At 71.9% G+C, this 22,199-nt stretch carries 17 protein-coding genes and 1 pseudogene; 3 read left to right on the top strand and 15 right to left on the bottom strand.

The window, feature by feature from the left end; genetic code table 11:
- Positions 1-14: 14 nt before the first annotated feature.
- The 10 genes and pseudogenes from ACWGJY_RS30545 to ACWGJY_RS30500 form a co-directional block, all read right to left on the bottom strand.
- The gene (locus ACWGJY_RS30545) at positions 15-599 is read right to left on the bottom strand and encodes a short chain dehydrogenase (protein WP_453264121.1); all 585 of its coding nucleotides are present in this window, start codon (positions 597-599) and stop codon (positions 15-17) included.
- A gap of 296 nt (positions 600-895) precedes the next feature.
- A complete protein-coding gene (locus ACWGJY_RS30540; protein ID WP_453264106.1) occupies positions 896-1,783 on the bottom strand; it encodes a TrmH family RNA methyltransferase in 888 nt (295 codons plus the stop codon).
- Between the two features lie 53 nt (positions 1,784-1,836).
- On the bottom strand, positions 1,837-3,084 hold the full coding sequence (gene cobA / locus ACWGJY_RS30535) for a uroporphyrinogen-III C-methyltransferase (RefSeq protein ID WP_453264105.1): 1,248 nt from the start codon (positions 3,082-3,084) through the stop codon (positions 1,837-1,839).
- A 165-nt stretch (positions 3,085-3,249) separates the two neighbouring features.
- Positions 3,250-7,503, bottom strand: coding sequence for a nicotinate-nucleotide--dimethylbenzimidazole phosphoribosyltransferase (gene cobT / locus ACWGJY_RS30530; protein ID WP_453264104.1), 4,254 nt, complete (start codon positions 7,501-7,503; stop codon positions 3,250-3,252).
- 235 nt (positions 7,504-7,738) lie between these two features.
- Positions 7,739-8,959, bottom strand: a complete 1,221-nt coding sequence (gene cbiE, locus ACWGJY_RS30525; RefSeq protein WP_453264103.1) for a precorrin-6y C5,15-methyltransferase (decarboxylating) subunit CbiE — start codon at positions 8,957-8,959, stop codon at positions 7,739-7,741.
- A 179-nt stretch (positions 8,960-9,138) separates the two neighbouring features.
- A complete protein-coding gene (locus tag ACWGJY_RS30520) occupies positions 9,139-9,774 on the bottom strand; it encodes a GNAT family N-acetyltransferase (protein ID WP_453264102.1) in 636 nt (211 codons plus the stop codon).
- A gap of 288 nt (positions 9,775-10,062) precedes the next feature.
- The gene (locus tag ACWGJY_RS30515) at positions 10,063-10,920 is read right to left on the bottom strand and encodes a MetQ/NlpA family ABC transporter substrate-binding protein (RefSeq protein WP_453264101.1); all 858 of its coding nucleotides are present in this window, start codon (positions 10,918-10,920) and stop codon (positions 10,063-10,065) included.
- A gap of 97 nt (positions 10,921-11,017) precedes the next feature.
- Positions 11,018-11,752, bottom strand: coding sequence for a methionine ABC transporter permease (locus ACWGJY_RS30510; protein ID WP_453264100.1), 735 nt, complete (start codon positions 11,750-11,752; stop codon positions 11,018-11,020).
- Positions 11,749-12,843 carry a methionine ABC transporter ATP-binding protein gene (locus tag ACWGJY_RS30505; protein WP_453264099.1) on the bottom strand — a complete coding sequence of 365 codons (1,095 nt, stop codon included), beginning with the start codon at positions 12,841-12,843 and terminating at the stop codon, positions 11,749-11,751. The genes ACWGJY_RS30510 and ACWGJY_RS30505 overlap by 4 nt, the downstream gene beginning before the upstream one ends.
- A gap of 384 nt (positions 12,844-13,227) precedes the next feature.
- Positions 13,228-13,591 (bottom strand): annotated as a pseudogene (locus ACWGJY_RS30500) (HAD-IA family hydrolase).
- A 117-nt stretch (positions 13,592-13,708) separates the two neighbouring features.
- On the opposite strand from ACWGJY_RS30500, the gene ACWGJY_RS30495 reads away from it, so the two are divergent.
- Positions 13,709-14,077: a hypothetical protein gene (locus ACWGJY_RS30495; protein ID WP_453264098.1), complete on the top strand. Its 369-nt coding sequence runs from the start codon at positions 13,709-13,711 to the stop codon at positions 14,075-14,077.
- Positions 14,070-14,528, top strand: a complete 459-nt coding sequence (locus ACWGJY_RS30490; RefSeq protein WP_453264097.1) for a hypothetical protein — start codon at positions 14,070-14,072, stop codon at positions 14,526-14,528. Before ACWGJY_RS30495 ends, ACWGJY_RS30490 begins: the two co-directional genes overlap by 8 nt.
- Before the next feature lie 107 nt (positions 14,529-14,635).
- On the opposite strand, the gene ACWGJY_RS30485 is transcribed toward ACWGJY_RS30490, so the two are convergent.
- Both ACWGJY_RS30485 and ACWGJY_RS30480 read right to left on the bottom strand, forming a co-directional pair.
- The gene (locus ACWGJY_RS30485; RefSeq protein ID WP_453264096.1) at positions 14,636-15,178 is read right to left on the bottom strand and encodes a GNAT family N-acetyltransferase; all 543 of its coding nucleotides are present in this window, start codon (positions 15,176-15,178) and stop codon (positions 14,636-14,638) included.
- A 314-nt stretch (positions 15,179-15,492) separates the two neighbouring features.
- A complete protein-coding gene (locus ACWGJY_RS30480; RefSeq protein WP_453264095.1) occupies positions 15,493-16,647 on the bottom strand; it encodes a glycerophosphodiester phosphodiesterase in 1,155 nt (384 codons plus the stop codon).
- A 336-nt stretch (positions 16,648-16,983) separates the two neighbouring features.
- On the opposite strand from ACWGJY_RS30480, the gene ACWGJY_RS30475 reads away from it, so the two are divergent.
- Positions 16,984-17,652, top strand: a complete 669-nt coding sequence (locus ACWGJY_RS30475) for a lysophospholipid acyltransferase family protein (protein WP_453264094.1) — start codon at positions 16,984-16,986, stop codon at positions 17,650-17,652.
- 79 nt (positions 17,653-17,731) lie between these two features.
- Here ACWGJY_RS30475 and ACWGJY_RS30470 read toward each other — a convergent pair whose 3' ends face one another.
- The 3 genes from ACWGJY_RS30470 to ACWGJY_RS30460 all read right to left on the bottom strand — a co-directional run bounded on the left by ACWGJY_RS30470 (position 17,732) and on the right by ACWGJY_RS30460 (position 22,113).
- Positions 17,732-19,702 carry a bifunctional metallophosphatase/5'-nucleotidase gene (locus ACWGJY_RS30470; protein ID WP_453264093.1) on the bottom strand — a complete coding sequence of 657 codons (1,971 nt, stop codon included), beginning with the start codon at positions 19,700-19,702 and terminating at the stop codon, positions 17,732-17,734.
- Between the two features lie 225 nt (positions 19,703-19,927).
- A complete protein-coding gene (locus tag ACWGJY_RS30465; RefSeq protein ID WP_453264092.1) occupies positions 19,928-21,565 on the bottom strand; it encodes an MFS transporter in 1,638 nt (545 codons plus the stop codon).
- Entirely contained in the window at positions 21,562-22,113 is a 552-nt protein-coding gene (locus ACWGJY_RS30460; protein WP_453264091.1) for a TetR/AcrR family transcriptional regulator, read from the bottom strand. The genes ACWGJY_RS30465 and ACWGJY_RS30460 overlap by 4 nt, the downstream gene beginning before the upstream one ends.
- Between the last annotated feature and the right edge of the window lie 86 nt (positions 22,114-22,199).

Raw genomic sequence — 22,199 nt, 5'->3', positions numbered from 1 at the left:
TCCCCATCTGGCAGTTACGGACGTATGGTCTGGCCCTGCGCTGTTCCTTCCACGGCCTCCACATACGCACGGGCTACCTCGGAGACGGGAGTACCGTCAGCCGAGTCCGCCCCCATGCCTTCCAGGGTCTCCTTGATCCACCCGGGGCTGATGAGATTGATGCGCAGCCTCCGCGGCAGCTCACCAGCCACGTTGCCGACAAAGCCCTCCAGACCAGAGTTGATTAGAGCCCCCAGCGACCCGCCAGCAAGCGGAGCGGAGAAGGTGCCTCCCGTCAGAGTGACGGAACCGCCGTCCCGAAGATGACGCACGGCTCGCCGGGCCAGCGCAACCTGCCCCAAGAGCTTGCCTCGCACTCCGGCCGCGAACTCGTCATCCGCCGCTGACGCCAAATCCACCAGCGGGCCACTGGCGGCACAGCACACCACCGCGTCGAGGTCCGGCACCTCACCGAGGAGCGCATCCAGAGAAGAAGGATCTTCCAGATCCACCTTCACCGGGCCTCTACGCGAAGCCTTCACGACCTGATGAGAAGCCTCTAACGCGCTGGCGACAGCACTGCCGACCGTTCCGGTCGCCCCGATCACAAGTACTTTCATGTCATCGATCATGTCAGTGGTGGCATCCCGAGCGCCCGTATTAATCAACACGGCCAGACCGACCAGCGCGTCAACACCGCAACACGCTTCCGCGTCTCACTGCCGTCATTTCTCGTGGACACCCACGATCCTCAAGATCGCCAACTGCTGCCCAAATCGGCAGACAAACGCTGCTGCTTGAAGTGAACGAAGCCATACGCCCAGGCGCCGGCCGAACATAAGGGTGGTATACCGGCCCGCAGCCGGCACGCGAACGCCGGCAACCTACCGTTGAGGCGCGTTGTGCAGCGTGGGGCTCAGAGCCCCGTCGCGTAGAAGGCCACGGCGGAGGCAGCGGCGACGTTGAGGGAGTCCACTCCTGCGGCCATCGGGATGCGGACCCATTCATCGGCCGCGCGTAGGGCGTCGATCGACAGTCCGTCGCCTTCGGTGCCGAGCATCAGGGCCAGCTTCTCGTACCGGCGGGCGGCCAGTTCGCCAATCGTGATCGACTTCTCGCCGAGGCACAGGGCAGCCGTCACGAAGCCGTGCCGGCGGAACAGCTCGACATCGTCCGGCCAAGCGGTCAGCCGGGTCCAGGGGACATGGAAGACAGCGCCCATCGACACCTTCACAGCCCGCCGGTAGAGGGGGTCAGCGCAGCGTGGCGTGAGGAATACGGCGTCCACGCCCAGAGCAGCTGCGTTGCGGAAGGCAGCCCCCAGATTCGCATGATCAACGATGTCCTCGAAAATGGCGACGCGCTGAGCTGCACCCTTTTGCAGGCCCAAAGGCACCTTCGCGCCGATGCCGGTGTGGTCGTTGACCGCTTCCATGGCGACGATGCGCCGGGCCCCGGCAAGGAGTTCGGTGACGTCCGGCAGTGGCTTGCGCTGCATGGAGGCCAGCGCGCCGCGGTGCACGTGGTAGCCCGTCACCCGCTCGGCGAGGTCCGGACTGACGGCGTACACCGGTGCCGGGACCTCGTCGATGACATCGCGCATGACGTCGACCCACTTGGCCGAGAGCAGCATGGAGCGCATCTCGTAACCGGCCTGCCGGGCACGCCGGATGACCTTCTCGCCCTCGGCGATGAAGAGCCCTTCCGCGGGCTCGCGCCGACGGCGCAGCTCGACGTCGGTGAGGCCGGTGTAGTCGGCCAGCCGCGGGTCGTCCGGGTCGTCGACGGTGATGATTTCTGCCACGGGGAGAGAATGCCTTGTCGGTGTCGGGGTTCCCGTGCCGCGTACGGGCTCGGTTACCTGGGGGCCGGGGTGGTCGGGGTGGTCGCGACGGCCACGACGTCACCGATGACGATGACCGCCGGGGGGCGTACGCCCTCGGCCCGTACGGTCTCGCCGAGTGTGGCGAGGGTGGCGTCGACCCGGCGCTGGGCCGCGGTGGTGCCCTCCTGGATGACGGCGGCCGGGGTGTCGGCGGCGCGGCCGTTCTCGATCAGCTTGGCGGCGATGGCGCCGCTGTTCTCCACGCCCATCAGGACGACGAGGGTGCCGCGCAGCTTGGCGAGCGCGGGCCAGTCCACGAGCGAACGCTCGTCGTCGGGGGCGACATGGCCGCTGACGACGGTGAACTCGTGGGCGACTCCACGGTGGGTGACCGGGATGCCGGCGGCGCCGGGCACGGAGATCGTGCTGGAGATGCCGGGGACGACCGTGCAGGGGATGCCGGCGTCCGCGAGTGCCTGGGCCTCTTCCATGCCGCGGCCGAACACGAACGGGTCGCCGCCCTTGAGCCGGACCACGGCCTTGCCGGCCTTGGCGTGCTCGATCAGCGCGTTGTTGATGGCCTCCTGGGCCATGAACCGGCCGTAGGGGATCTTCGCGGCGTCGATGACCTCGACATGCGGCGGGAGTTCGGCGAGCAGATCGCGGGGGCCCAGCCGGTCGGCGATCACCACATCCGCCTCGGCGAGCAGCCGGCGGCCGCGGACGGTGATCAGGTCGGGGTCGCCGGGGCCGCCGCCGACCAGCGCCACGCCCGGGGTGTGCGGGCGCCGGTGGTGCGGGGCGGCGATGCTGCCGTCGCGCAGTCCCTCGACGATCGCGTCGCGTACGGCGGCGGAGCGGCGCGGGTCGCGGCCGGTGAGCACGGCGACGGTGACGCCCTCGCTGCGGCCGGTGGCCGGGGTCCAGGCGGTGGCCGCCTCGGCGTCGTCGGAGCGTACGCACCACACCCGGCGGTCCTCGGCCTCCTGGGACGCGGCGGCGTTGGCCCGGGGGTCGTCGGTGGAGATCAGTGCGTACCAGGCGTCGGCGAGGTCGCCGTCCCGGTAGCGGCGGCGCTCCCAGCGGATCTCACCGGCGTCGGCCATCGCCTCGACGGAGGGGGTGGCGGAGGGGGAGATCAGCAGGACATCGGCGCCCGCGGCGACGAGGGACGGGAGCCGGCGCTGGGCGACCTGCCCGGCGCCCAGGACGACCACCCGGCGGCCGGACAGCCGCAGTCCGACGGGGTAGGCGGCGTGTTCGGCGACGTGCTCAGCCATGGCGGTACGGCTCCTTGTGCGGATGAGGCGAATGCGGCGGCCGGCTCAGCCGCTGCGGCGCCGGAGCGGCTGGTGACGGGGGTACGGCCCAGGGGCGGTACGGCCCCGGCCCACAGCCTATGGGGCTGCGGGCCGGGGGTCATGCGGGGGCGGTGGCTGCCCCGCTCAGCTCTTCTCGGTGACTCCGGCGGAGTCGAAGGTGGCGACCTCGTGCATGGCGCGGGCGGCGCTTTGCACCACGGGGAGCGCGAGCAGGGCGCCGGTGCCCTCGCCGAGGCGCAGATCGAGATCGACCAGCGGGCGCAGACCCAGCTTGTTGAGGGCCGCGACGTGGCCGGGCTCGGCGCTGCGGTGGCCCGCGATGCAGGCGGCCAGCGCCTCGGGGGCGATGGCACGGGCCACCAGGGCGGCGGCGCCGGCACTCACCCCGTCGAGGATCACCGGCGTACGCAGCGAGGCGCCGCCGAGGATCAGGCCGACGAGGGCGGCGTGCTCCAGGCCGCCGACCGCGGCCAGGACGCCGATCGGGTCGGCCGGGTCGGGCTGGTGGAGCTCCAGGGCGCGGCGGACCACCTCGACCTTGCGGGCGTGCGTCTCGTCGTTGATGCCGGTGCCGCGGCCGGTGACCTCCATCGGGTCGACGCCGGTGTAGACGGAGATCAGCGCGGCGGAGGTGGTGGTGTTGGCGATGCCCATCTCGCCCGTGAGCAGCGCTTTGTTGCCGGCCGCGACGAGGTCACGGGCGGTGTCGATGCCGACCTCGATCGCCTTGAGCACGTCCTCCTGGGTCATCGCCGGGCCCGCCGTGAAGTCGGCGGTGCCGGGGCGGACCTTGCGCGGCAGCAGACCGGGGGTGGCGGGGAGTTCGCTCGCCACACCGACGTCCACGACACAGACCTCGGCGCCGACCTGGTTGGCGAAGGCGTTGCAGACCGCGCCGCCGCCCAGGAAGTTGGCGACCATCTGGCCGGTGACCTCCTGGGGCCAGGGGGTCACGCCCTGGGCGTGCACCCCGTGGTCCCCGGCGAAGATCGCGACGGCGGCCGGCTCCGGGATCGGCGGCGGGCACTTGCGGGACAGCCCGGACAGCTGCGCGGAGATGATCTCCAGCATGCCCAGCGCCCCGGCGGGCTTGGTCATCCGCTTCTGCCGCTCCCAGGCCTCGCCGAGCGCCTTGGCGTCCAGCGGGCGGATGCCCTGCAGGGTCTCCTGGAGGAGGTCGTGCGGGCTCTCGCCGGGCAGCGCGCGCCGGCCGTAGGTCTCCTCGTGGACGACCCAGGACAGCGGGCGGCGCTTGGACCAGCCGGCCTGCAGCAGCTCGGGCTCCTCGGGGAACTCGTCGACGTAACCGATGCACAGATACGCGACGACTTCGAGGTGCTCGGGCAGGCCCAGTTCGCGGACCATCTCCCGCTCGTCGAAGAAGCTGACCCAGCCGACGCCCAGGCCCTCGGCGCGGGCGGCGAGCCAGAGGTTCTCGACGGCGAGCGCGGAGGAGTACGGGGCCATCTGCGGCTGGGTGTGCCGGCCGAGGGTGTGGCGGCCGCCGCGGGTGGAGTCGGCGGTGACGACGATGTTCACCGGCGTTTCGAGGATGGCCTCGATCTTCAGCTCGCGGAACTGCTTGGCGCGCGCCTTGGGCAGCGACTTGGCATAGGCCTCGCGCTGCGACATCGCGAGCTGGTGCATCTTCTCGCGGGTCTCGTCGGAGCGGATGACGACGAAGTCCCAGGGCTGGGAGTGGCCGACGCTGGGGGCGGTGTGGGCCGCCTCCAGGACGCGCAGCAGCACGTCGTTGGGGATCGGGTCGCTGCGGAAGCCGTTGCGGATGTCGCGGCGTTCGCGCATCACACGGTGTACGGCGGCGCGCTCGGAGTCGTCGTACCCGGCGGCCGGGGAGGGGACATCGGACGCGTCGGGCGCCACTGCGGGCCCGGAGCCGTCGGGCGCCGCATCCGGCTGCTCACCGGACGTCCGCGGCCGGTCGTCGTCCTGGCCCTCGCCGAGCTGGACGAGTCCGGCGACGTCCTGCTGCTGGAGCGTCTCGTCGGCGGGGGCGGCGGGGGCTTCGGCGTCGGGGGCGCCGTCGGGCGCGGGCCCGGCCGTCTCGGGCGCTTCGTCTGCGGTCGCGGCCTGCGGGGTCGTGCCGTCCGCGGTGGACGGTTCGCCGGAGGCCTGGGCAGGGATGTGGACGGCGGCCGGCCGGGCGTCGGCGGGCAGGTCAGCGGGGGCGTCGGTCTCCGCGGTCCCGGCGGTCTCCGCGGACTCGGCGGTCTCCCCGGACTCGGTGATTTCAGCGGACTCGGTGGTTTCAGCGGACTCGGCGGTCGCCTCGGGTGCGCCGGTCGTCGCCTCCGCGGCGGGACCGGTCGCCGGGTTCGCTTCGCTCATCGGCTCGTTCGCCTCGTTCGGCTTCTGCTCGTTCGGCTTCGCCTCGTTCGCCTCGTTCGGCTCGCCGAGGTGCTCGTGGTCGGTGGAGCCGGCGGCTACGGGCTGCTGCTCGGCGCCGTCCGCGTCCATCGGCGCGGCCTGCGGTGCGGGCACCTCGGCGGCCGGCTGCCCTGCGGCGTCCGCGGGGGTGGCGGGCTGCGGCTGTCCGGCGGCCGGTTCCTGCGCCTCGGGCGGCTCTATGACCGTCTGCTCCAGGACCGGCTGCTCCGGGGACGCGTCGCCCTCGGATACGGGCTGCGCGACGGGGCCCTGGGGAGCGCTGACGGGCATCGCGGCGGCGGGATCGGCTGCGGGGGCGTCGTCGGTACCGGCCTCGAGGGGAACGGCGGGGGTCTCGGGGGCGTCGGGCCGGGGCTGGGGCCCGTCGAGAGCGGCGGCCGGTTCGGCGGGCTGTCCCTGGCCGGCAGGCTGCTCGTCCTGCGGTGCCCCGGCCGGGTCGGCGGTGGCCTCGGCCGGCTGCCCGGTCACGGGCTCCGCGGCCTGCCCGGCCGCATCCTCCACGGCAGGGGCCGGGGCCGCGGCGGGCTGCGCCACCGTCCCCGGCCCGGCTCCGGCGGGGTCGCCCTGGTCCACGGGCTGCTGCGGGATCTCGGCGGCGACCGCCTCGGGCTGCGGGGCGGCCACGGCGTCGTCCGGTGCGGGTACGTCCTGCGCGGCGGCCACCGCCTCGGAGGCAGCGGCCGCAACGGCGTCCGGCGCCGCGGCAGCGGCCACCGCGGGATCCGGCACCGCGGCATCCGCCGCGGCCGTTCCCTCCTGAGCGGGCGGCACGGCCGCGTCCGGCAGTGCGTCCGGGGCGGTGTCCTGGGGCTGTGTCGGCATCTCCGCCGGCGCGTCCGTCTCCGCCTGCGCGTCCTGCGCGGCACCGGCGGCGTCCACGACGGGAGCCGCGCCGTCACCGGCCTCCGCGATGCCCTCGGCCGGCCGGGGCTGCGGCTGTTCGGCGGGCGGCGCCGCGTCCTGCGGGGCGGGCGGTGCGGCCTCGGCGAGGGGTGCGGCGGGAGCCTCGGGGGCGACCGTTTCTGCAACCGGTGCCGTCGCCGTCTGCGGGGCGGCCGCGGCCTGGGCGGCGGCCTCGTTCCACGACGGCACCTGCGACGGGATCTCGCCGAGCTGGGGGCCGGGCAACGGGCCCTGGCCCGCGGCCCCGTAGGTCTGCTCGGCGGACAACTGCCCGCCGTAGGGCTGCTCGCCGTACATCTGCCGGCCGTACGACGGCGCCGCGAAGGCCTGCTCCGCCGTGCCCGCATCCCCGAGAGGCTGCCCGGGGTACGGCAGGCCGGCGCCGGGCTGCGCCTCGGTCACCGGGTGGTCGCCCACCGCGGCCTCGGGAGCCCCGGCCGGGGCGTCGAAGTATTCGGGTCCGCCGGTGGGCGGTCCCGCGTGCCGCGCGGTGGACTGCGAGGGCGCATCGGCCGGTCCGCGGTCGGCGAGCGAACGGACCACGCCGCCGGTCGCGTCGGGGACCGGCGGGCCCATGTGCAGCGGACGGCGCTGGGGCGTGGACGGCGCGGCGGCGCGGGCGCGGTCCTGCTGCTGCGGTGCCGCGGGCTGCGGAATGCGGACGGCGCTGAGGTCGACGGAGCCGGAATCCCGGCCGCCGCTCTCGTGGTCACCGGCCGGGGCGGGCATCGGCTCGAAACCGGTGGTCCCCTGGGCGGCCGCGTCGAACGGCACGGCCTGCGGGTCCGGACCCTGGTGGGTCTCCTGCGGCTGCGGGAGCGGCTGGGGCGCCGGCTGCTCGCTCCAGGCGCCCTGGGCACCCGGCATCAGCAGCAGATCGTCGTCCTCGACGACGCCGTCGGTCTGGTCGAGGTAAGGGTATTCACCGGGAGGGGGCACCATGCCCGGCAGCTCCGTCGGTCCGGCGTCGGCAGGGGAGGGAACGGCCGCCGGCTGCGGCTGCCCGGGATGTCCGCCTGCGTTCTCCGGCTGTCCCTCGCCCGGGACCTGGCCGGTGTCGGTCATGCGTACCCCTCGCCCATTGGTAGTGCTCCTTCCAACCGCTCGTGCGACGCGCTCGACCGGGGCGCGCCGACGCCCGATAGCTAGAACGAGCGAGCGCGCCTCGCGGCACGTCCGCTCTCCAGAGCTTCATTTTCGGCCAAAACCACAGCAATTTCCGGATATTGGCGTACGAAGCTGAATGCGGAACGGCGGCGCAACGATCCGCCAGCCTACCTCGCGCGGGTTGCCGTACTGGTCATGGGTGAGGAACGCGATAGCCGCTGAGCAAAAACACCACGGACCGCTCGCGTTCGACCCAGACGGACGTGTCCAGGTCCACGGACTGCAGCAGCGCGCACTCGACTTCGTAGCCGCCGTCGGCCAGCGCCCGGCCCAGCGATTCGGCTTCGTCGCGGGTGGCGGCGTGGGTGACGATCCGCTCGGGACGGCGGGCCGCGCAGGCGGTGACGACCTCCGCTCCCCCGGCGCCGACGCGGACCACATCGGGCTCGGGGAGGTCCTCCAGGATCTGCGGCGCCCGCCCGTGCACGACCTGGAGTTGGACGCCGTGACGGCGGGCGACGGCGGCGGTGCGCCCGCAGGCGTCCGCGTCGGCGTCCACCGCGAGGACGGCAGCGCCGAAGCGCGCGGCCTCCACCGCGGCGGCTCCGCTGCCCGCGCCGATGTCCCAGACCAGATCGCCCACCTGTGGCCCGAGCCGGGCGAGTTGTGCGGTACGCAGCTGGACGGACTCCCCCTCCCCCAGGGCGCCGCCGTACGCACCGGCCGGAAGTCCCCAGCCGCGCGGCCCGGTCGGATGACCCACCTCACGGCCGGCGATCCAGCCGGTCCCCTGAGCCGCGGCGCCGCCGGGCGCACCACCGACGACAATGACGACATTGGGGTCACGCCAGACATGATCGGCGACCTTGTCGGATGTGAGGACCGTCACCCGCTCGCGGTCGGTGCCCAGGTCCTCGCAGATGACGAAGGTGCGGTGGACGCCGCCGAGCAGCAGGGCGAGTTCGGCGGGCCCGGCGCCGGGCGAGGTGAGCACCGCGACCTTGGTGTGGGCGCGGCAGACGTTCACGGCGCGGCGCAGGTCACGGCTGTGGGCGACGACGATCCGGGCGTCGTCCCAGGGCATACCGGCCCGCGCGAAGGCGGCCGCGACGGAGGAGACGGCCGGTACCACTTCGACTTCGAGGCCGTGCTCGGGTGCCCGGAGGGTGCGTACGACGCCGAAGAAGCCGGGGTCGCCGTCGGCGAGCACGACGGCGGTGCCGCGGTGCTGGGCGATGCGGCGGGCGGCCAGGGACACGCTGCCGAGCCGGATCCGCTCGGCGTTCGGCGGGACTTCGGGCAGGGCGAGGTGGTGTGCGGCGCCGGCCACCAGCGTGGCGGCGCCGAGGGCGGAGCGGGCGGCGGCGGTCAGCGCGGAGCCGTCCCATCCGATCACCGTGACCCGGTCGGCCATGCTCGTCAGTCTCCTGGGGCTGCTGTGGGTACGCGGGCGGGGTCAGCGGGCGGGCCGGCTGCGGGGCGGCCGCAGGCCGGCCGGGGTGCCGCTGTGGTGCGCCGGTCCGCGCGGGTCGCGCAGGTGCGCGGCAGGCCGAGGGTACCCCGAGAGGTACGGACCGGAGTGCGGGCCGTGGGTCAGTTCCACTCGGGGTAGGTGAATCCGTTGGCGTCCGCGAGCCTGCCGGGGACCCCGTCGAGGTCCTCGGGCAGCAGACTCCACACGATCAGATCGGTGCGGATGTCCGTCCAGCCGCCGTCCTCGGTGCGGCTGCGGGCTATCCAGGCGTTGCGCAGCACCCCCTCACTGATGCAGCCGATCTTCTGGGCGACCTGCTGGGAGGCGGTGTTGTCGGCGGCGGTGCGCAGCTCGATGCGTTCGAACTTCTGGTCGTGGAAGAGCCATTGCGCGACCGCGAGGACGGATTCCGAGGCGTAGCCCTCGCCGCGCGCCCAGGGGGCGGTGACATAGCCGATCTCGGTGCTGAGCACCCGCCAGTCGGTGTGATCGACGTGGATGGTGCCGACCAGGCGCTGGGTGAGGAACTCGGTGACGGCCAGGGCGATGCCGCGGCCTTCGGTGCGGACGGCGGCGGCCTTGCCGGTGGCCCAGGCGCGGGCCTCGACGGTGGTGTACGGGTGCGGGAGCGTGGTCCAGGCGGTGACGAGTTCGTCGGCCATCATGTCGGCGAGGGCGGGCACATCGGCCTCTTCGAACGGGCGCAGCACCAACCGGTCCGTGCTGATCGAGATGTCCGGAAAGGTGGATGTCATGCCGCTGCTCCCACGCCGTTGACTGTGGTGTTCCGGAACGTCGCGGGCTGTGAGACCGCGAGGTCACGGGCCGTCTTGACCGTCTTGAATGCACCAGCATGCAGCATGGGCCCGCGGGTGTGCCACGCGCGTGGGCCCCGGCCGCGCCCGGCGGGTCCGGGGCCCGGTGGCCGCCCGTGCGGACGGCCACCTTCCGGTGACCTGCGCACGGGCGACCGCACCTCCACACCCGCCCACCCCCCGAAGGGGGGTGGGCGGCGGGGAAAAATGTCCGGTACGGGAGCGGCGTCAGCTGTTGGCGGGGCCGAACGCCGGGATGACCGAGCCGTCCTTGTACTTGTCCTGGATGAACTGCTTGACCTCGGGGGAGTTCAGAAGCTTGGCCAGCTTCTTGATCCGCGGGTCGTTCTCGTTGCCCTTCTTGACGGCGAGGAAGTTGGCGTAGGGGTTGCCCTTCGCCTTCTCCAGGGCGAGCGCGTCGGTGGAGGGCTTGAGGTGGGCGCCGATGGCGAAGTTGCCGTTGATGATCGCGGCGTCGACGTCGTCGATGCGCGGCGCGGTCTGCGCGGCCTCCAGCTCGGTGATCTTGATGCCCTTGTCGTCCTTGACGTCGGTCAGCTTGGCGTCGGAGCCGACCCCGGGCTTGAGGGTGATCACGCCGTTGTCGGCGAGCAGCTTGAGCGCCCGGCCCTCGTTGGAGGGGTCGTTGGGGACCGAGACGGTGCTGCCGGACTTGAGCTGCGACAGCTTGTGGATCTTCTTGGAGTAGACGCCGAGCGGCTCGATGAGCACGTTGACGACCGGCACGATGTGGGTGCCGTTCTCCTTGTTGAAGGTGTCGAGGAACGGCTTGTGCTGGAAGAAGTTGGCGTCGACCTGGCCGTCGTCGGTGACCTTGTTGGGGATCTTGTAGTCGTTGAACGGCTTGACGACCAGCTTGAGGCCCGCCTTCGCCGCCAGCTTGTTCTTGACGAAGTCGAGGATGGTGCCGTGCGGGGTGGGGCTCGCGGCGATGACGAGCGGGGCGTTCTTGTCGCCCTTGTCGCTGCTGGCGGTGGTGTCGGAGGGGGCGCTGCAGGCGCTCGCGCCGAGGGCGACGGCACAGGCGGCGGCGGTCGCCACGGAGATCTTGAGGATGTTGCGCACGAAGAGTGCCTCTTTCTTGTCTCACACGCGCGCGTTCACGCGTGGTGTCCGCCCGGCAAAGGGTCCGGGCTCTTGGGCGGAGCGGGTGGCTCCGGGATCAGGCGGCTTCGGTGACGGCAGCCGGCTCCTCGGTGCGGGCGCGGCGCAGACCGACGCGCAGCAAGGAGGGACGGGTGCCGCGCTGGGCGAGCCGGCGGACGACGAGGTCGCCGAGCACCTGGACGAGGGTGACCAGGAGGATCAGCTCCACCACGGTGGCGACCATCAGCGAGGTCTCGTACTGCTGGTAGCCGTAGGTGTAGGCGAGGTTGCCCAGACCGCCGCCGCCGACCGCACCGGCGATCGCGGAGTAGCCGATCAGCTGGATGACGAGGGTGGTGACGCCCGCGATCAGTGCGGGCAGCGCCTGCGGGAGCAGCACCTTGAAGACGATGGTCCAGGTGCCGCCGCCCATGGCATGGGCGGCCTCGACCAGGCCGTGGTCGACCTCGCGCAGGGCGGCCTCCACCAGCCGGGCGAAGAACGGGATGGCGGCGAGGGCGAGCGGGACCACCGCGCCGGTCGGACCGATCGAGACACCGACGAGGAACCGGGTGAAGGGGATCAGCACCACGATCAGGATCAGGAACGGGAAGGACCGTCCGATGTTCGCGATCGCGCCGAGCACCTTGTTGACCACGACGTTCTGCAGCACGGCGCCGCGCTGGGTCAGATGCAGCAGCACGCCGACCGGGATGCCGAAGAGCACCGCGTAGAACGTCGACCACCACACCATGAACAGGGTGTCGAGGGTGTTGTCGTACAGCAGCGGCTGCATCTCGTTCCAGGTCACTTGGCACCTTCCTTCTGCGGCGTGGCGGCGGGCGCCGGGTCCGACGGCCGGCCGTCGGGGCTGTCGGCAGGCGCCGCGACGCTGTCGTCGACGTCCGCCACGTCCACCTGGAGGCCCTGCTCGCGCAGGAAACCGATGGGCACGACGTTCTCCTCGAAGCGGCCGGGGAGCTCGATCCGCATCCGGCCGATCTGCTTGCCGCCGACGGTGTCCATGGCGGCGCCGAGGATCGAGATGTCGACGTTGTAGGTGCGCGACAGCTCGGAGATCACCGGGCGGGTGGCGGCCGAGCCGTGGAAGGTGATGTCGACGACGGTGCGGTCGTCGGCCGACGGCTCGCCGCCGACCGGGAACAGTTCCCGGGCCAGCTCGGAGCCGGGGGTGGCCAGCAGTTCGGCGACGGTGCCCTGCTCGACGACCCGGCCGTTCTTCATCAGCGCGGCCGAGTCGCAGATCGTCTTGACGACGTCCATCTCGTGCGTGATGAGGACGATGGTCAGGCCCAGCTTGCGGTTGAGGTCGCGCAGCAGCTGGAGGATGGAGCGGGTGGTCTCCGGGTCCAGGGCGCTGGTGGCCTCGTCGGAGAGCAGCACCTTGGGGTCGCCGGCCAGCGCGCGGGCGATGCCGACGCGCTGCTTCTGGCCGCCGGAGAGCTGGGCGGGGTAGGCCTTGGCCTTGTCGGCGAGGCCGACCAGGTCCAGCAGCTCCAGGGCCTTGCGGGAGCGCTCCCGGCGGTCGACCTTGAGGATCTCCAGCGGCAGTTCGACGTTGTCCTGGACGGTGCGCGAGGACAACAGGTTGAAGTGCTGGAAGACCATGCCGATGTGGCTGCGGGCGGCACGCAGCCGGGAGCTGGCGCGGTTGCCGCGCCCGGCGATGGACGTCAGCTCCTGTCCGGCGACGGTGACCGTGCCGGAGGTGGGGCGCTCCAGGAGGTTGAGGCAGCGGATGAGAGTGGATTTACCGGCGCCGCTCTGGCCGATGACGCCGTACACCTCGCCCTCGCGGACGTGCAGATCGACGCCGTCCAGGGCGGTGACTTCGCGGTCTCCGGAACGGTAGACCTTGGTCAGGCCCGTTGTGGTGATCACTAGGGAATTCCGTCACTGTCGAGTGCTCGGCGGCTCGCCCGCCGGGCACGGGGCATTCTTGCGAGTGCGGCAGAGGGGAACATGGAGCGGCGGCGGGCGCGCGGGCCCGGCTCCGGGTTCCGGTGACGCGGGGCGGCCGACGTCGTCGGGGGGGCGACGCACAGCTCATGGCAGGAGGTCTCGCTTCGGGGCGCGAGGCTCAGGCGGGGGCCCTCAGCGGTCACACATTCGACACATGCAACGAGCACCGGGCGTCAGGTACGCCTCGGTCGCAGGGGTGCGGTTGCTCGTCGTGGTCATGGCGGCCAGTAAACCAGACGGCAGTGCGGACCGATCAAGCCGGTCCGGATGGCGGACATGCCTGACCGGCCCGTGGACAATCCCCTACACCGCGACGGTGATCTCGACCGCCCCGTCCGTGGCCTGGGCGGATACCGCCGAGAGGTCGGGAATCACCACATCCGCCGACAGCTCTCCGGCCCGGTGCGTTGTGGTCAACGCCACGGTCACCATCCCGGCCGCCCGGCCCGCCGTCAGCCCGGCCGGTGCGTCCTCGAAGACCACACAGCGGGCCGGGTCCACCCCGAGCCGCTCGGCGGCGAGCAGAAACGGCTCCGGGTCCGGCTTGCCCCGGCTGATGTCATCGGCGGCTATCAGGTTCTTGGGTCCAGCAGCGGTAGACGGACTCCAGGGAGGAGACCAGGGTGCCGTCGTTGTCGAAAAGGAGCGCATCAGCGGTGATCTTCATATTTCAGGAGCGTACGTGCCACGGTGGGCCCGGACGCGGCCGCCCGCCCGCCGCCGATTAGCATCGCCCCATGCTCCACAACCCCACGGCGCGCAGCCAGGTGACCCGGAGGTCCCGGTGATCGACGCGCTGACGATCACGGTCACGGTGACCGCTCTCGCCCTCGCCGCCTGGTGCGGCTTCGCCGCGTACCGTGACCAGCCCACCAAGGACTGGCACTTCATCGGCATGGCCTTGGTGTCGCTGCTCGGCATCGTCCAACTGGTCATCGCCGTCGTGCAGTTGACCGGGGGAGCAACGCCGGACAAGGGCACCGCGCTCTTTGTCGCGTATCTGCTCGGGGCTGCCGCCTGCGTGCCCGGGACCGGCTTCATGTCGCTCTCGGAGCGCACCCGCTGGGGTTCGGCCACCGTCGCGGCGGGCGCGGTGGTGCTGGCCGTACTGGAAGTGCGGCTGTTCGACATCTGGGGAGGCGGCAGTGCCTGAGACCACGGCAAGCACCACGGCGGACGGCACCACGGCCGCCGCCCCGGCGAGGCGTTCCCTGGGCACCGGCCCCGGGCGCCTGCTGGTCACGCTCTACGGCATCTTCACCGTCGCGGCCGCATCCCGCTCGCTCTACCAGCTCCTGGCCCAGTTCGACCGGGCCCCGCTGGCGTACAGCCTCTCGGCCGTCTCCGCGGTCGTCTACGGGTTCATCACGTTCTCGCTGGTGCGCGGTGGCGAGGGAGCCCGCCGGGCCGCGTTCGTCTGCTGTGCGCTGGAGCTGCTCGGGGTGCTCGGCATCGGCACCTGGACGCTGCTCGACCGGTCCGCCTTCCCCGACGCCACGGTCTGGTCGGACTACGGCATGGGCTACCTCTTCATCCCGGTCATCCTGCCCGTCACCGGGCTGATGTGGCTGCGCCGGGCCGGTACGGAGCAGCCCGCCGCCTAGCCGGGCGGCGGCCGGGAGGACGGGCCCGGGGCCGGGAGGACGGGCCCGGCCACCGCACGGGCCCCTCCTCCCCCTTTCTCACGCCTGGGCCGCGAGGGCCGCTCTTCTCACGCCTGGGCCGCGAGGGCCTGCCGGCTCGGCCCGGGAGGTGTGCCCACGGCGGTGACCTCCGTGGGCAGCTCCTTCTCCAGCGTCACCACGCTCAGCCGGGGGGTGAGCTGCTCGGTGCCCACGGGCACATAGCCGTGGCTGCGGTACAGCCGCAGATTGCCCTCGCTGCGATGGCCGGTGAACAGGCGGTAGCGCGTGGCCGACCGCTCGGCCGCGAGCCGCCCCTCGACGGCGTCGAGCAGCCGGCCGCCCAGCCCGTGCCGCTGCATCCGCGGGTGCACGATGAGCTTGGCTATCCGCGCGGTGCCCTCCTCGTCGACCGTGCCGCGCACGGACCCGACCACCTCCTCGCCGAGCCTGGCCACCACGACGCAGCCTTCGCCCAGTTCGACGCGCAGCGCCTGCAGCGTCTGGGTGAGCGGCTCGATGCCGTAGTCGTCGTACAGCGCGGCTTCCTGCTGGTAGCAGAGGTACTGGAGTTTGAGGATCTGCTCGGCGTCCTGGTCGGTCGCCGCAGAGATGGTCACGCTCGTGCCCATGCGCGTATGCCTCCCCTATTCGGTTTCGCTGGTCCGGGCGCGCTGAGGGTGAGAGGGGTGCGCCCGGAACGATGTGCCCTGACAGACGGCGCCGTGGGGTGCGCGTCGCCGCCATGACGTGGCTGACACTGCTTCTTCCGGGTTCCCCCGGATGTGGCAGCGGCAATCTCCGCCGCGTGCATTCTGCGCAGGCATGCGGGGCAAGCGGAACGGACCGGCACCCAGCTCTCCTGTGACATTCCCAACTCAGATGAGAGCACACAGGAGGTGGTGCCGGTCCGGACTCCGCCGTGGCGGCGGTCAGCCGTGAACGGTCAGCGCTTGCGGAACTCCGCGGCCGCCAGCAGGGCGGTGTCGCAGTTGTCGGAGAACAGGCCGTCGATACCGGTGCCCAGAACCGCCTTGAAGTAGGCCAGGGAGTCGCCGTACGCGTTCGGGTCGGAGCCGCGGCGGAAGTCCACCGGCAGGAAGGTGTTCTCGTTGCGGACCGTATACGGGTGCAGCACCAGTCCGGCGGCGTGTGCGTCCTTGACGACGGAGGTGGGCTTGCCGAGCTTGCCGTCCTTGTCCCGCGGGATGATCACGGTCAGGTCGGGGCCGATGCCCTGGGCGAACCCGGCGAGCCACTTCAGGCCCTCGGGCTTGATCAGATCGGCGACCTTGCGCGGGTCCCCCGCCTCGGTGAAGTCCCAGGGCTGGGTGTCGGGCGTGTCCAGCAGGACGATCTTGGGGCAGCCGACCAGCTTGCCCAGGCGCTGGAGGCTGCTGGGCTCGAAGGACTGCAGGAAGTTCGGGGAGTTCTTCTTGTGCCGGCCGTGCGCGCGCAGGGCCTTGGCGACCCGCTCCTCCAGGCCGAGGCCGAGCTTGCGGAAGTAGGTGGGGTGCTTGGTCTCGATGTGCAGCCAGACGTGGCGGCCCCGCTTGCGGCCCTCACGCTCGGCCCACTGGAGGACCTCCTCGAAGGTCGGCACGTCCCACACCCCGTCGTAGAGGGTGTTGTGCTGACGGGTGCCCGGTATGCGCTCCTTGGCGCGCAGCGTCTTGAGCTCGGCGAGCGTGAAGTCCTCGGTGAACCAGCCGGTCAGCTTGACCCCGTCGACGGTCTTGGTGGTCTTGCGGTCCGCGAAGGCGGGGTGTGCGGAGACATCGGTGGTGGCGGTGATGTCGTTCTCGTGACGGCAGACCAGATGCCCGTCCTTGGTGGGGACGAGGTCCTGCTCGATGACGTCCGCGCCCATGTCGAGGGCGAGTTGGTAGGAGCCGAAGGTGTGCTCGGGGCGGTAGCCGCTGGCGCCGCGGTGACCGACGATCAGCGGTACCGGCAGCTCCTGGGGCACGCCGGCGCGACCGGCCGCGACCGCATGGCCGGCCGCGCCCGCCTGGCCGGCCGAGCCGAATACCGCCGCTCCCGCGCCCAGGGCCGCCGCTCCCAGCACCGTCCGTCGTCCCGGCTGCTGCCGATTCTGCATGCCCACGCTCCTTGCTCCAGGTGTTCTGTGGTGTTCCAGGTGCTTCCGGGTGCTTCCGGGTGCTTCCGGGTGTTTTCCGGCGCGCGGTGAAGCGTGTTGCGCACCGGCACACGGACCCGGGCCGATCGTAAGCACGGACGGGTCACGCCCGGGAGACGCTCGACGACTTCGGGGGGAACATGGTGGTAACACACGTCCTGGGCGGTAACACACGTCAACTGTGCGTATCGACCTCGTGAACCCGGTGTGCGAGCGGGAGTGACCCGCGAGTATTGTCCTGGGCCGCAGAGCTCTGCGGCCGCTTGCCGTTGACCAGTCACGACCCGGAGGGCCCCTTTGTCCCGCATTGTGCTGAAGGCGATTCTCGGATTCGTCATGCGTGTCCTGTACCGCCCGAAGGTCGAGGGCATGGAGCGCATTCCGGCGACCGGGCCGGTGATCCTGGCCGGCAATCACGTCACCTTCATCGACTCGCTGTTCCTGAGCCTGGTCGTCAAGCGCCCGGTGTACTTCATCGGCAAGGACGAGTACGTCACCGGCAAGGGCGTCAAGGGCCGGCTGATGGCCTGGTTCTTCTCCAGCTCCGGCATGATCCCGGTGGACCGCGACGGCGGGCACGGCGGGGTCGCGGCGCTGATGACCGGTCGTCGGATCCTGGAGGAGGGCAGCGTCTTCGGCATCTACCCGGAGGGCACCCGCTCCCCCGACGGCCGCCTCTACCGCGGCCGTACGGGCATCGCCCGGCTGACCCTGATGACCGGCGCGCCGGTCGTCCCGTTCGCGATGATCGGCACCGACAAGGTGCAGCCCGGCGGGAAGGGCCGCCCGCGCCTCGCCCCGGTGACGGTGCGCTTCGGCGAGTCGCTGGACTTCTCCCGCTACGACGGCATGGACCGCGACCGCTATGTGCTGCGGGCCGTCACCGACGAGGTGATGAGCGACGTCATGGAGCTGTCCGGCCAGGAGTACGTCGACATCTACGCCACGAAGGCACGGGCCGCCTGACCGCCCGGCCGGTGCACGCACGACGGGCCCCTCCGTATCCCGGACGGGCCCGTCGTGCGTGCTGCGCTTGCGCGTCGCCTCAGCAGGGCACCCGGAAGCCGCCGGGGGCGCGCTGGCCCTCGGCGCCGCCGGCCAGCGCCGTACGCAGCGCCGCCTCGGGCCGCGGTACCACGCTGCCATCGGCCCGGAGCAGCTGCTGACGCTGGGTGAGGGTGCCGGTGCGGGCGCCGGGCACCTGCGTGTTCTTGGCCGCCACCCGGGTCAACCGGGCGGGCTTCAGCTGCTTCTTGGCGCGGACGAAGGCGATGAAGCTCTCGAAGTCGCGGGTGTGCCGGACCGGTGCGGTGAATCCGGTGAAGGCGCTGAAGCCGTCCTGGTTGATGAGGGTGTAGGAGGGGGCGGCGAGGCGGTAGCTGCGGGTGAGGCTGAGTGCGGTGCCGTCGATGAACACCTCGGCGGGATCGATCCGCCGGCCGACCGGGCCCGCGGCGTCGAAGGTGTAGCGGACGTTGCCGGACACGGCCAGCGGTGAGAAGCCGAGGCCGCCGCCGGCGGTCGGCGCCCACTGCTCCTCCAGCGCGTCATGGATCTGCCGGCCGGTGACCGTGACGGTCAGGATCGGGTCGCCGAAGCCCACGGAGTTCCAGGCCTGCGCGAAGGTGACGGTGCCGTCCGTCTCCTCGTCGCGGATCAGATCACCGGCGATCACCGTCTGGCCGACGCGTGGCGCGACCGCAATGACGGCCAGGTCCGCGGGGGTGTTGGGGTGCTCGGCGGGGTCGTCCATCGGTCCGTGCGGCTGCCGGCCGGCCCACAGGGCCCAGTCGGCGACGAGGTTGCCCATGGTGGACTCCCCCACGGTGTTGCGCCGCCGGGTGAAGGAGGCGGTCTGGGTGCCGATCCGGCTGCGGGCGCGCCGGGTGGCGTAGTCCGCCCAGTAGCCGGCGATCGAGCGCAGCTCCGGGTCCGGCGTCACCTCGCGGGTGTTGGGGTGGTTCACGGAGGTGGTCAGCTCCCGGACCACCGATCCGGTGTCGGGGTCGAGGCGCAGATTGATCTCGTTGATGATCTGGCCGTAGCAGCCCGCCTCGACGAAGGGGCGGGGGTCGCCGTTGGGGTCGGGCAGCATCATCGTGAAGGCGCAGTGCCAGTGGCCGGTGACGATGGCATCGATGTCGGGCGAGGCGCGCAGCGCGAGTTCGTACGCGGGGCCCGAGGGGTTCTTGCCGCTGGAGAAGTCGCTGCCGGCCACCGCGCCGTCGTGCATGCTGAGCACGATCGCATGGACGCCGCGTGACTTGAGCTCCGCGGCACAGCGGTTGGCGGTCTCCAGCTCGTCCAGGGTGCGCAGACCCGGCTGGTAGGAGCCGGGGAAGGACTCGGTGCCGATGGCGGTCAGATGGATGAAGCCGATCGCCAGCCGACGGCCGCGGCCGGCGTCCACGTACTCGATGTTGTACGGCGGGAGTACCGCCTTGCCGGTCGCGTGCCACACCATGTTGGCGCTGTAGTAGGGGAACTTCGCGCCCTCGAAGCGGCGCCCGGTGGAGTCCTTGAAGTCGTCGTCGCGTCCCACGACCGGGAAGGCGTCGCCGTCCTCCATGTGCGAGGTCAGGTAGGTCGCCGACTTGTCGAACTCGTGGTTGCCGGCCGAGGCGAAGTCCAGGCCCATGGCGTTGAGCGCTTCGATGGTGGGCTCGTCGGCGAAGGAGGAGGCGTCGAACTCCCAGCCGGAGAAGAGGTCACCGGGGGCGAAGAAGAGCGAGTTGCTGCGGCCGTCTCTCAGCCGTTCCAGGTGGGCGGCCATATAGGCCACGCCGCCGACGGTGTACTCCTTTCCGCCGGCGCCGGTGATGACGGAGTTGGCGCCCGGGGCGCCCTGCAGATAGCCGTGCAGATCGGTGATGTTGAGGAGCTGGACGTCGACGTATTCGTCGGCGGTGGCCGCGTCGCGGGCGTGGCCGGTGGCGTAGGCGTTGCTGCCGATGGCGCTCGCGGTGGCCAGGGCCCCCGCTGCGGTCAAGAAGGAGCGTCGTCCGATGTCGCGCACTGCGTCACTCTCCTGAGCGGGCCGTCCGTAGGGGGACGACGGGAGAGTCAAACAAGCCGCGCGGGACGGCCGGTCACCAGAACGCGTACCGGGCGTGAACGGGCGAGGGACAGTCGCCCCCAGGGCGTGTCCTGTGGATCATGGCGGGTGCACGGCACCGTGATCCACTGGACACGCCCTGGGGCGTGGTGTGTGCCCGCCGTCCGGCGGACAGGCCGTACGGCGTTACGGGCGATCGGCGGCGCCGCCGGCGGCCGGGCCGGCGCCCTGGCCCGCCTCCGGGCCGGCCGTGGACAGCGCCGGGGCGTGCGCCGGGGCCGGGCTGTTCGCCAGCTCCTGGCCGCGCAGCAGGAACCAGGCGGCCACCGCGGCGGACAGCAGGACCGCCGCGCCCACCCCGGCCGCCGCGTCCACCCCCTCGACGAAGGAGTGCTGAGCGGCCTTCACCAGCGCCGCGGCCTGGTCGGCGGGGAGCTGGCGGGCCGCCTCGAAGGCGCCGCCGAGCGATTCGCGGGCGGCGTCCGCGACCGGCGCGGGGACCCCCGGCGGGGCGGCGAAGCCCCGGTAGATGCTGGTGACGATGGAGCCGAGCAGGGCGATGCCGAGCGCGGCGCCCAGTTCGTAGGCCGTCTCGGAGACCGCGGAGGCGGCGCCCGCCTCCTCCTTGGGGACGCTGGAGAGGATCACATCGGCGGTGACGGTGAACGAGAAGCCCGCGCCGACGCCGACGACGAAGAGGATCACGCACAGCGCCGCGGTGCCGGTGTCGCCGTGCAGGGTGGTGCAGCCGACGAGCGCGATTCCGACCATGGCGAGGCCGCCGGCCACCACGAGCCGTACGGACAGCTTCCGGGCGACCCAGCCGGCGGCCAGCCCGGCGCCCACCGCGCCGACCGCGGCCGGGAGTTCGGTGAGCCCGGCGTTCAGCGGTGAGCGCAGCTGCACCATCTGGAGGAACTGGGAGAGGAAGAAGACCAGGCCGGACAGGCCGAGGATGGTCAGCAGATCGGCCAGCACCGCGCCGGAGAATCCCCGGTGGTGAAAGAGCTTCATGTTCAGCAGCGGCGAGGCGAGGGTGAGCTGCCGGCGGACGAACACGATCAGTGCCAGTGCGCCGAGGACGGCCGCCAGCGCGATGTCCCAGCGGTAGCCCTCCACCGCCGCTTCCTTGATGGCGTAGACGACGGCGACGATGCCCACCAGGGCCAGCACGACGCTGGGGATGTCCCACGGACCGGGGTCCGGGTTGCGCGACTCCGGGATGACCCGGGCGCCGACCGCCACCAGCAGCGCCATCACCGGCAGGTTGATCAGGAAGACCGACCCCCACCAGAAGTGCCCCAGCAGAAAACCGCCGAGGACCGGCCCCACGGCCATACCGGCCGAGGCCATCGCGCCCCAGATGCCGATGGCGAGGCTGCGTTCCCTGGGGTCGTGGAAGAGATTGCGGATCAGCGCGAGGGTGGCCGGCATCAGCGTGGCACCGGCCACGCCCTGCAGCGCACGGGCGGCGATCATCATCTCCGGGGTGGTGGCGTACGCGGCGAGCACCGACATCGCGCCGAAGCCGACGGAGCCGATCAGCAGCAGCTTCTTGCGGCCGATGCGGTCGCCGAGACTGCCCATGGAGACCAGCAGGCCGGCGATGACGAAGGAGTAGATGTCACCGATCCACAGCAGCTGCGTCCCGGACGGGCGGAGGTCTTCGCTCAGGAAGGGGGTGGCGAGGCCGAGGACCGTGGCGTCGACGCCGACCAGCAGCACGGCCAGGACGAGGACGGCGAGCGCGAGCCAGCGGCCGGGGCGGGGCTGGTCGTCCACATGGGCCGAACCGGCCGGTCCTGACGCTATGGTCTCGGTCATTTCTCCATGCTCCGTCGGATGCCGCCGAGCAGCAGCTCGGCGATCGAGTGGTGGAGGTCGTTGCGGGCGACCCGCCCTTCGTACACGGCCCAGGCGCCGGCGCCGATCAGGCCGTAGAAGGCCTCGGTGAGCCAGGCGGCGCTCAGATCGATCCGGAAGTCGCCCTCTTCCTGGCCGCGGCGGAAGAGCGCGGAGATACGGGCGTCCAGCTCCGTCCAGCCGGCGTTGATCTCGCCGTCCTCGAAGAGCTGGTTCTCGGTGAAGAGGAAGGCCAGGACGGCCGCGACCGGTTCGGCCTCGGCGATCAGCCGGCCCAGTGCGCCGGCGGCGTCCCCGTCCTCCAGCCGCGCGGCGTCCATCGCCTGCCCGAACTGTGCGATGCCGTGCTCCTCCAGCGCCCTGATCAGGGCGTCCCGTCCGGCGAAGTGCCGATGCAGGGTCGCGCGGCTGATGCCCGCGGCGCGAGCGATCTCGTCCATCGGCGTCGACGCCCGGCGCGTGAGCAACGCGGCGGCTTCCTTCAGTACCCGTTCACGATCCACAGCCATGAGACATACGATACCCGAATGAGACATCAATGTCTCATCCATGGCGACGCAGACGACGGCGGCCCGCCCCGGTCTCCCCCGGGGCG

The organism is Streptomyces sp. NPDC054765, assembly GCF_053612065.1.
Note: the sequence above shows the minus strand (reverse complement) of the source record. Positions and strands in the feature narration are given on the sequence as shown.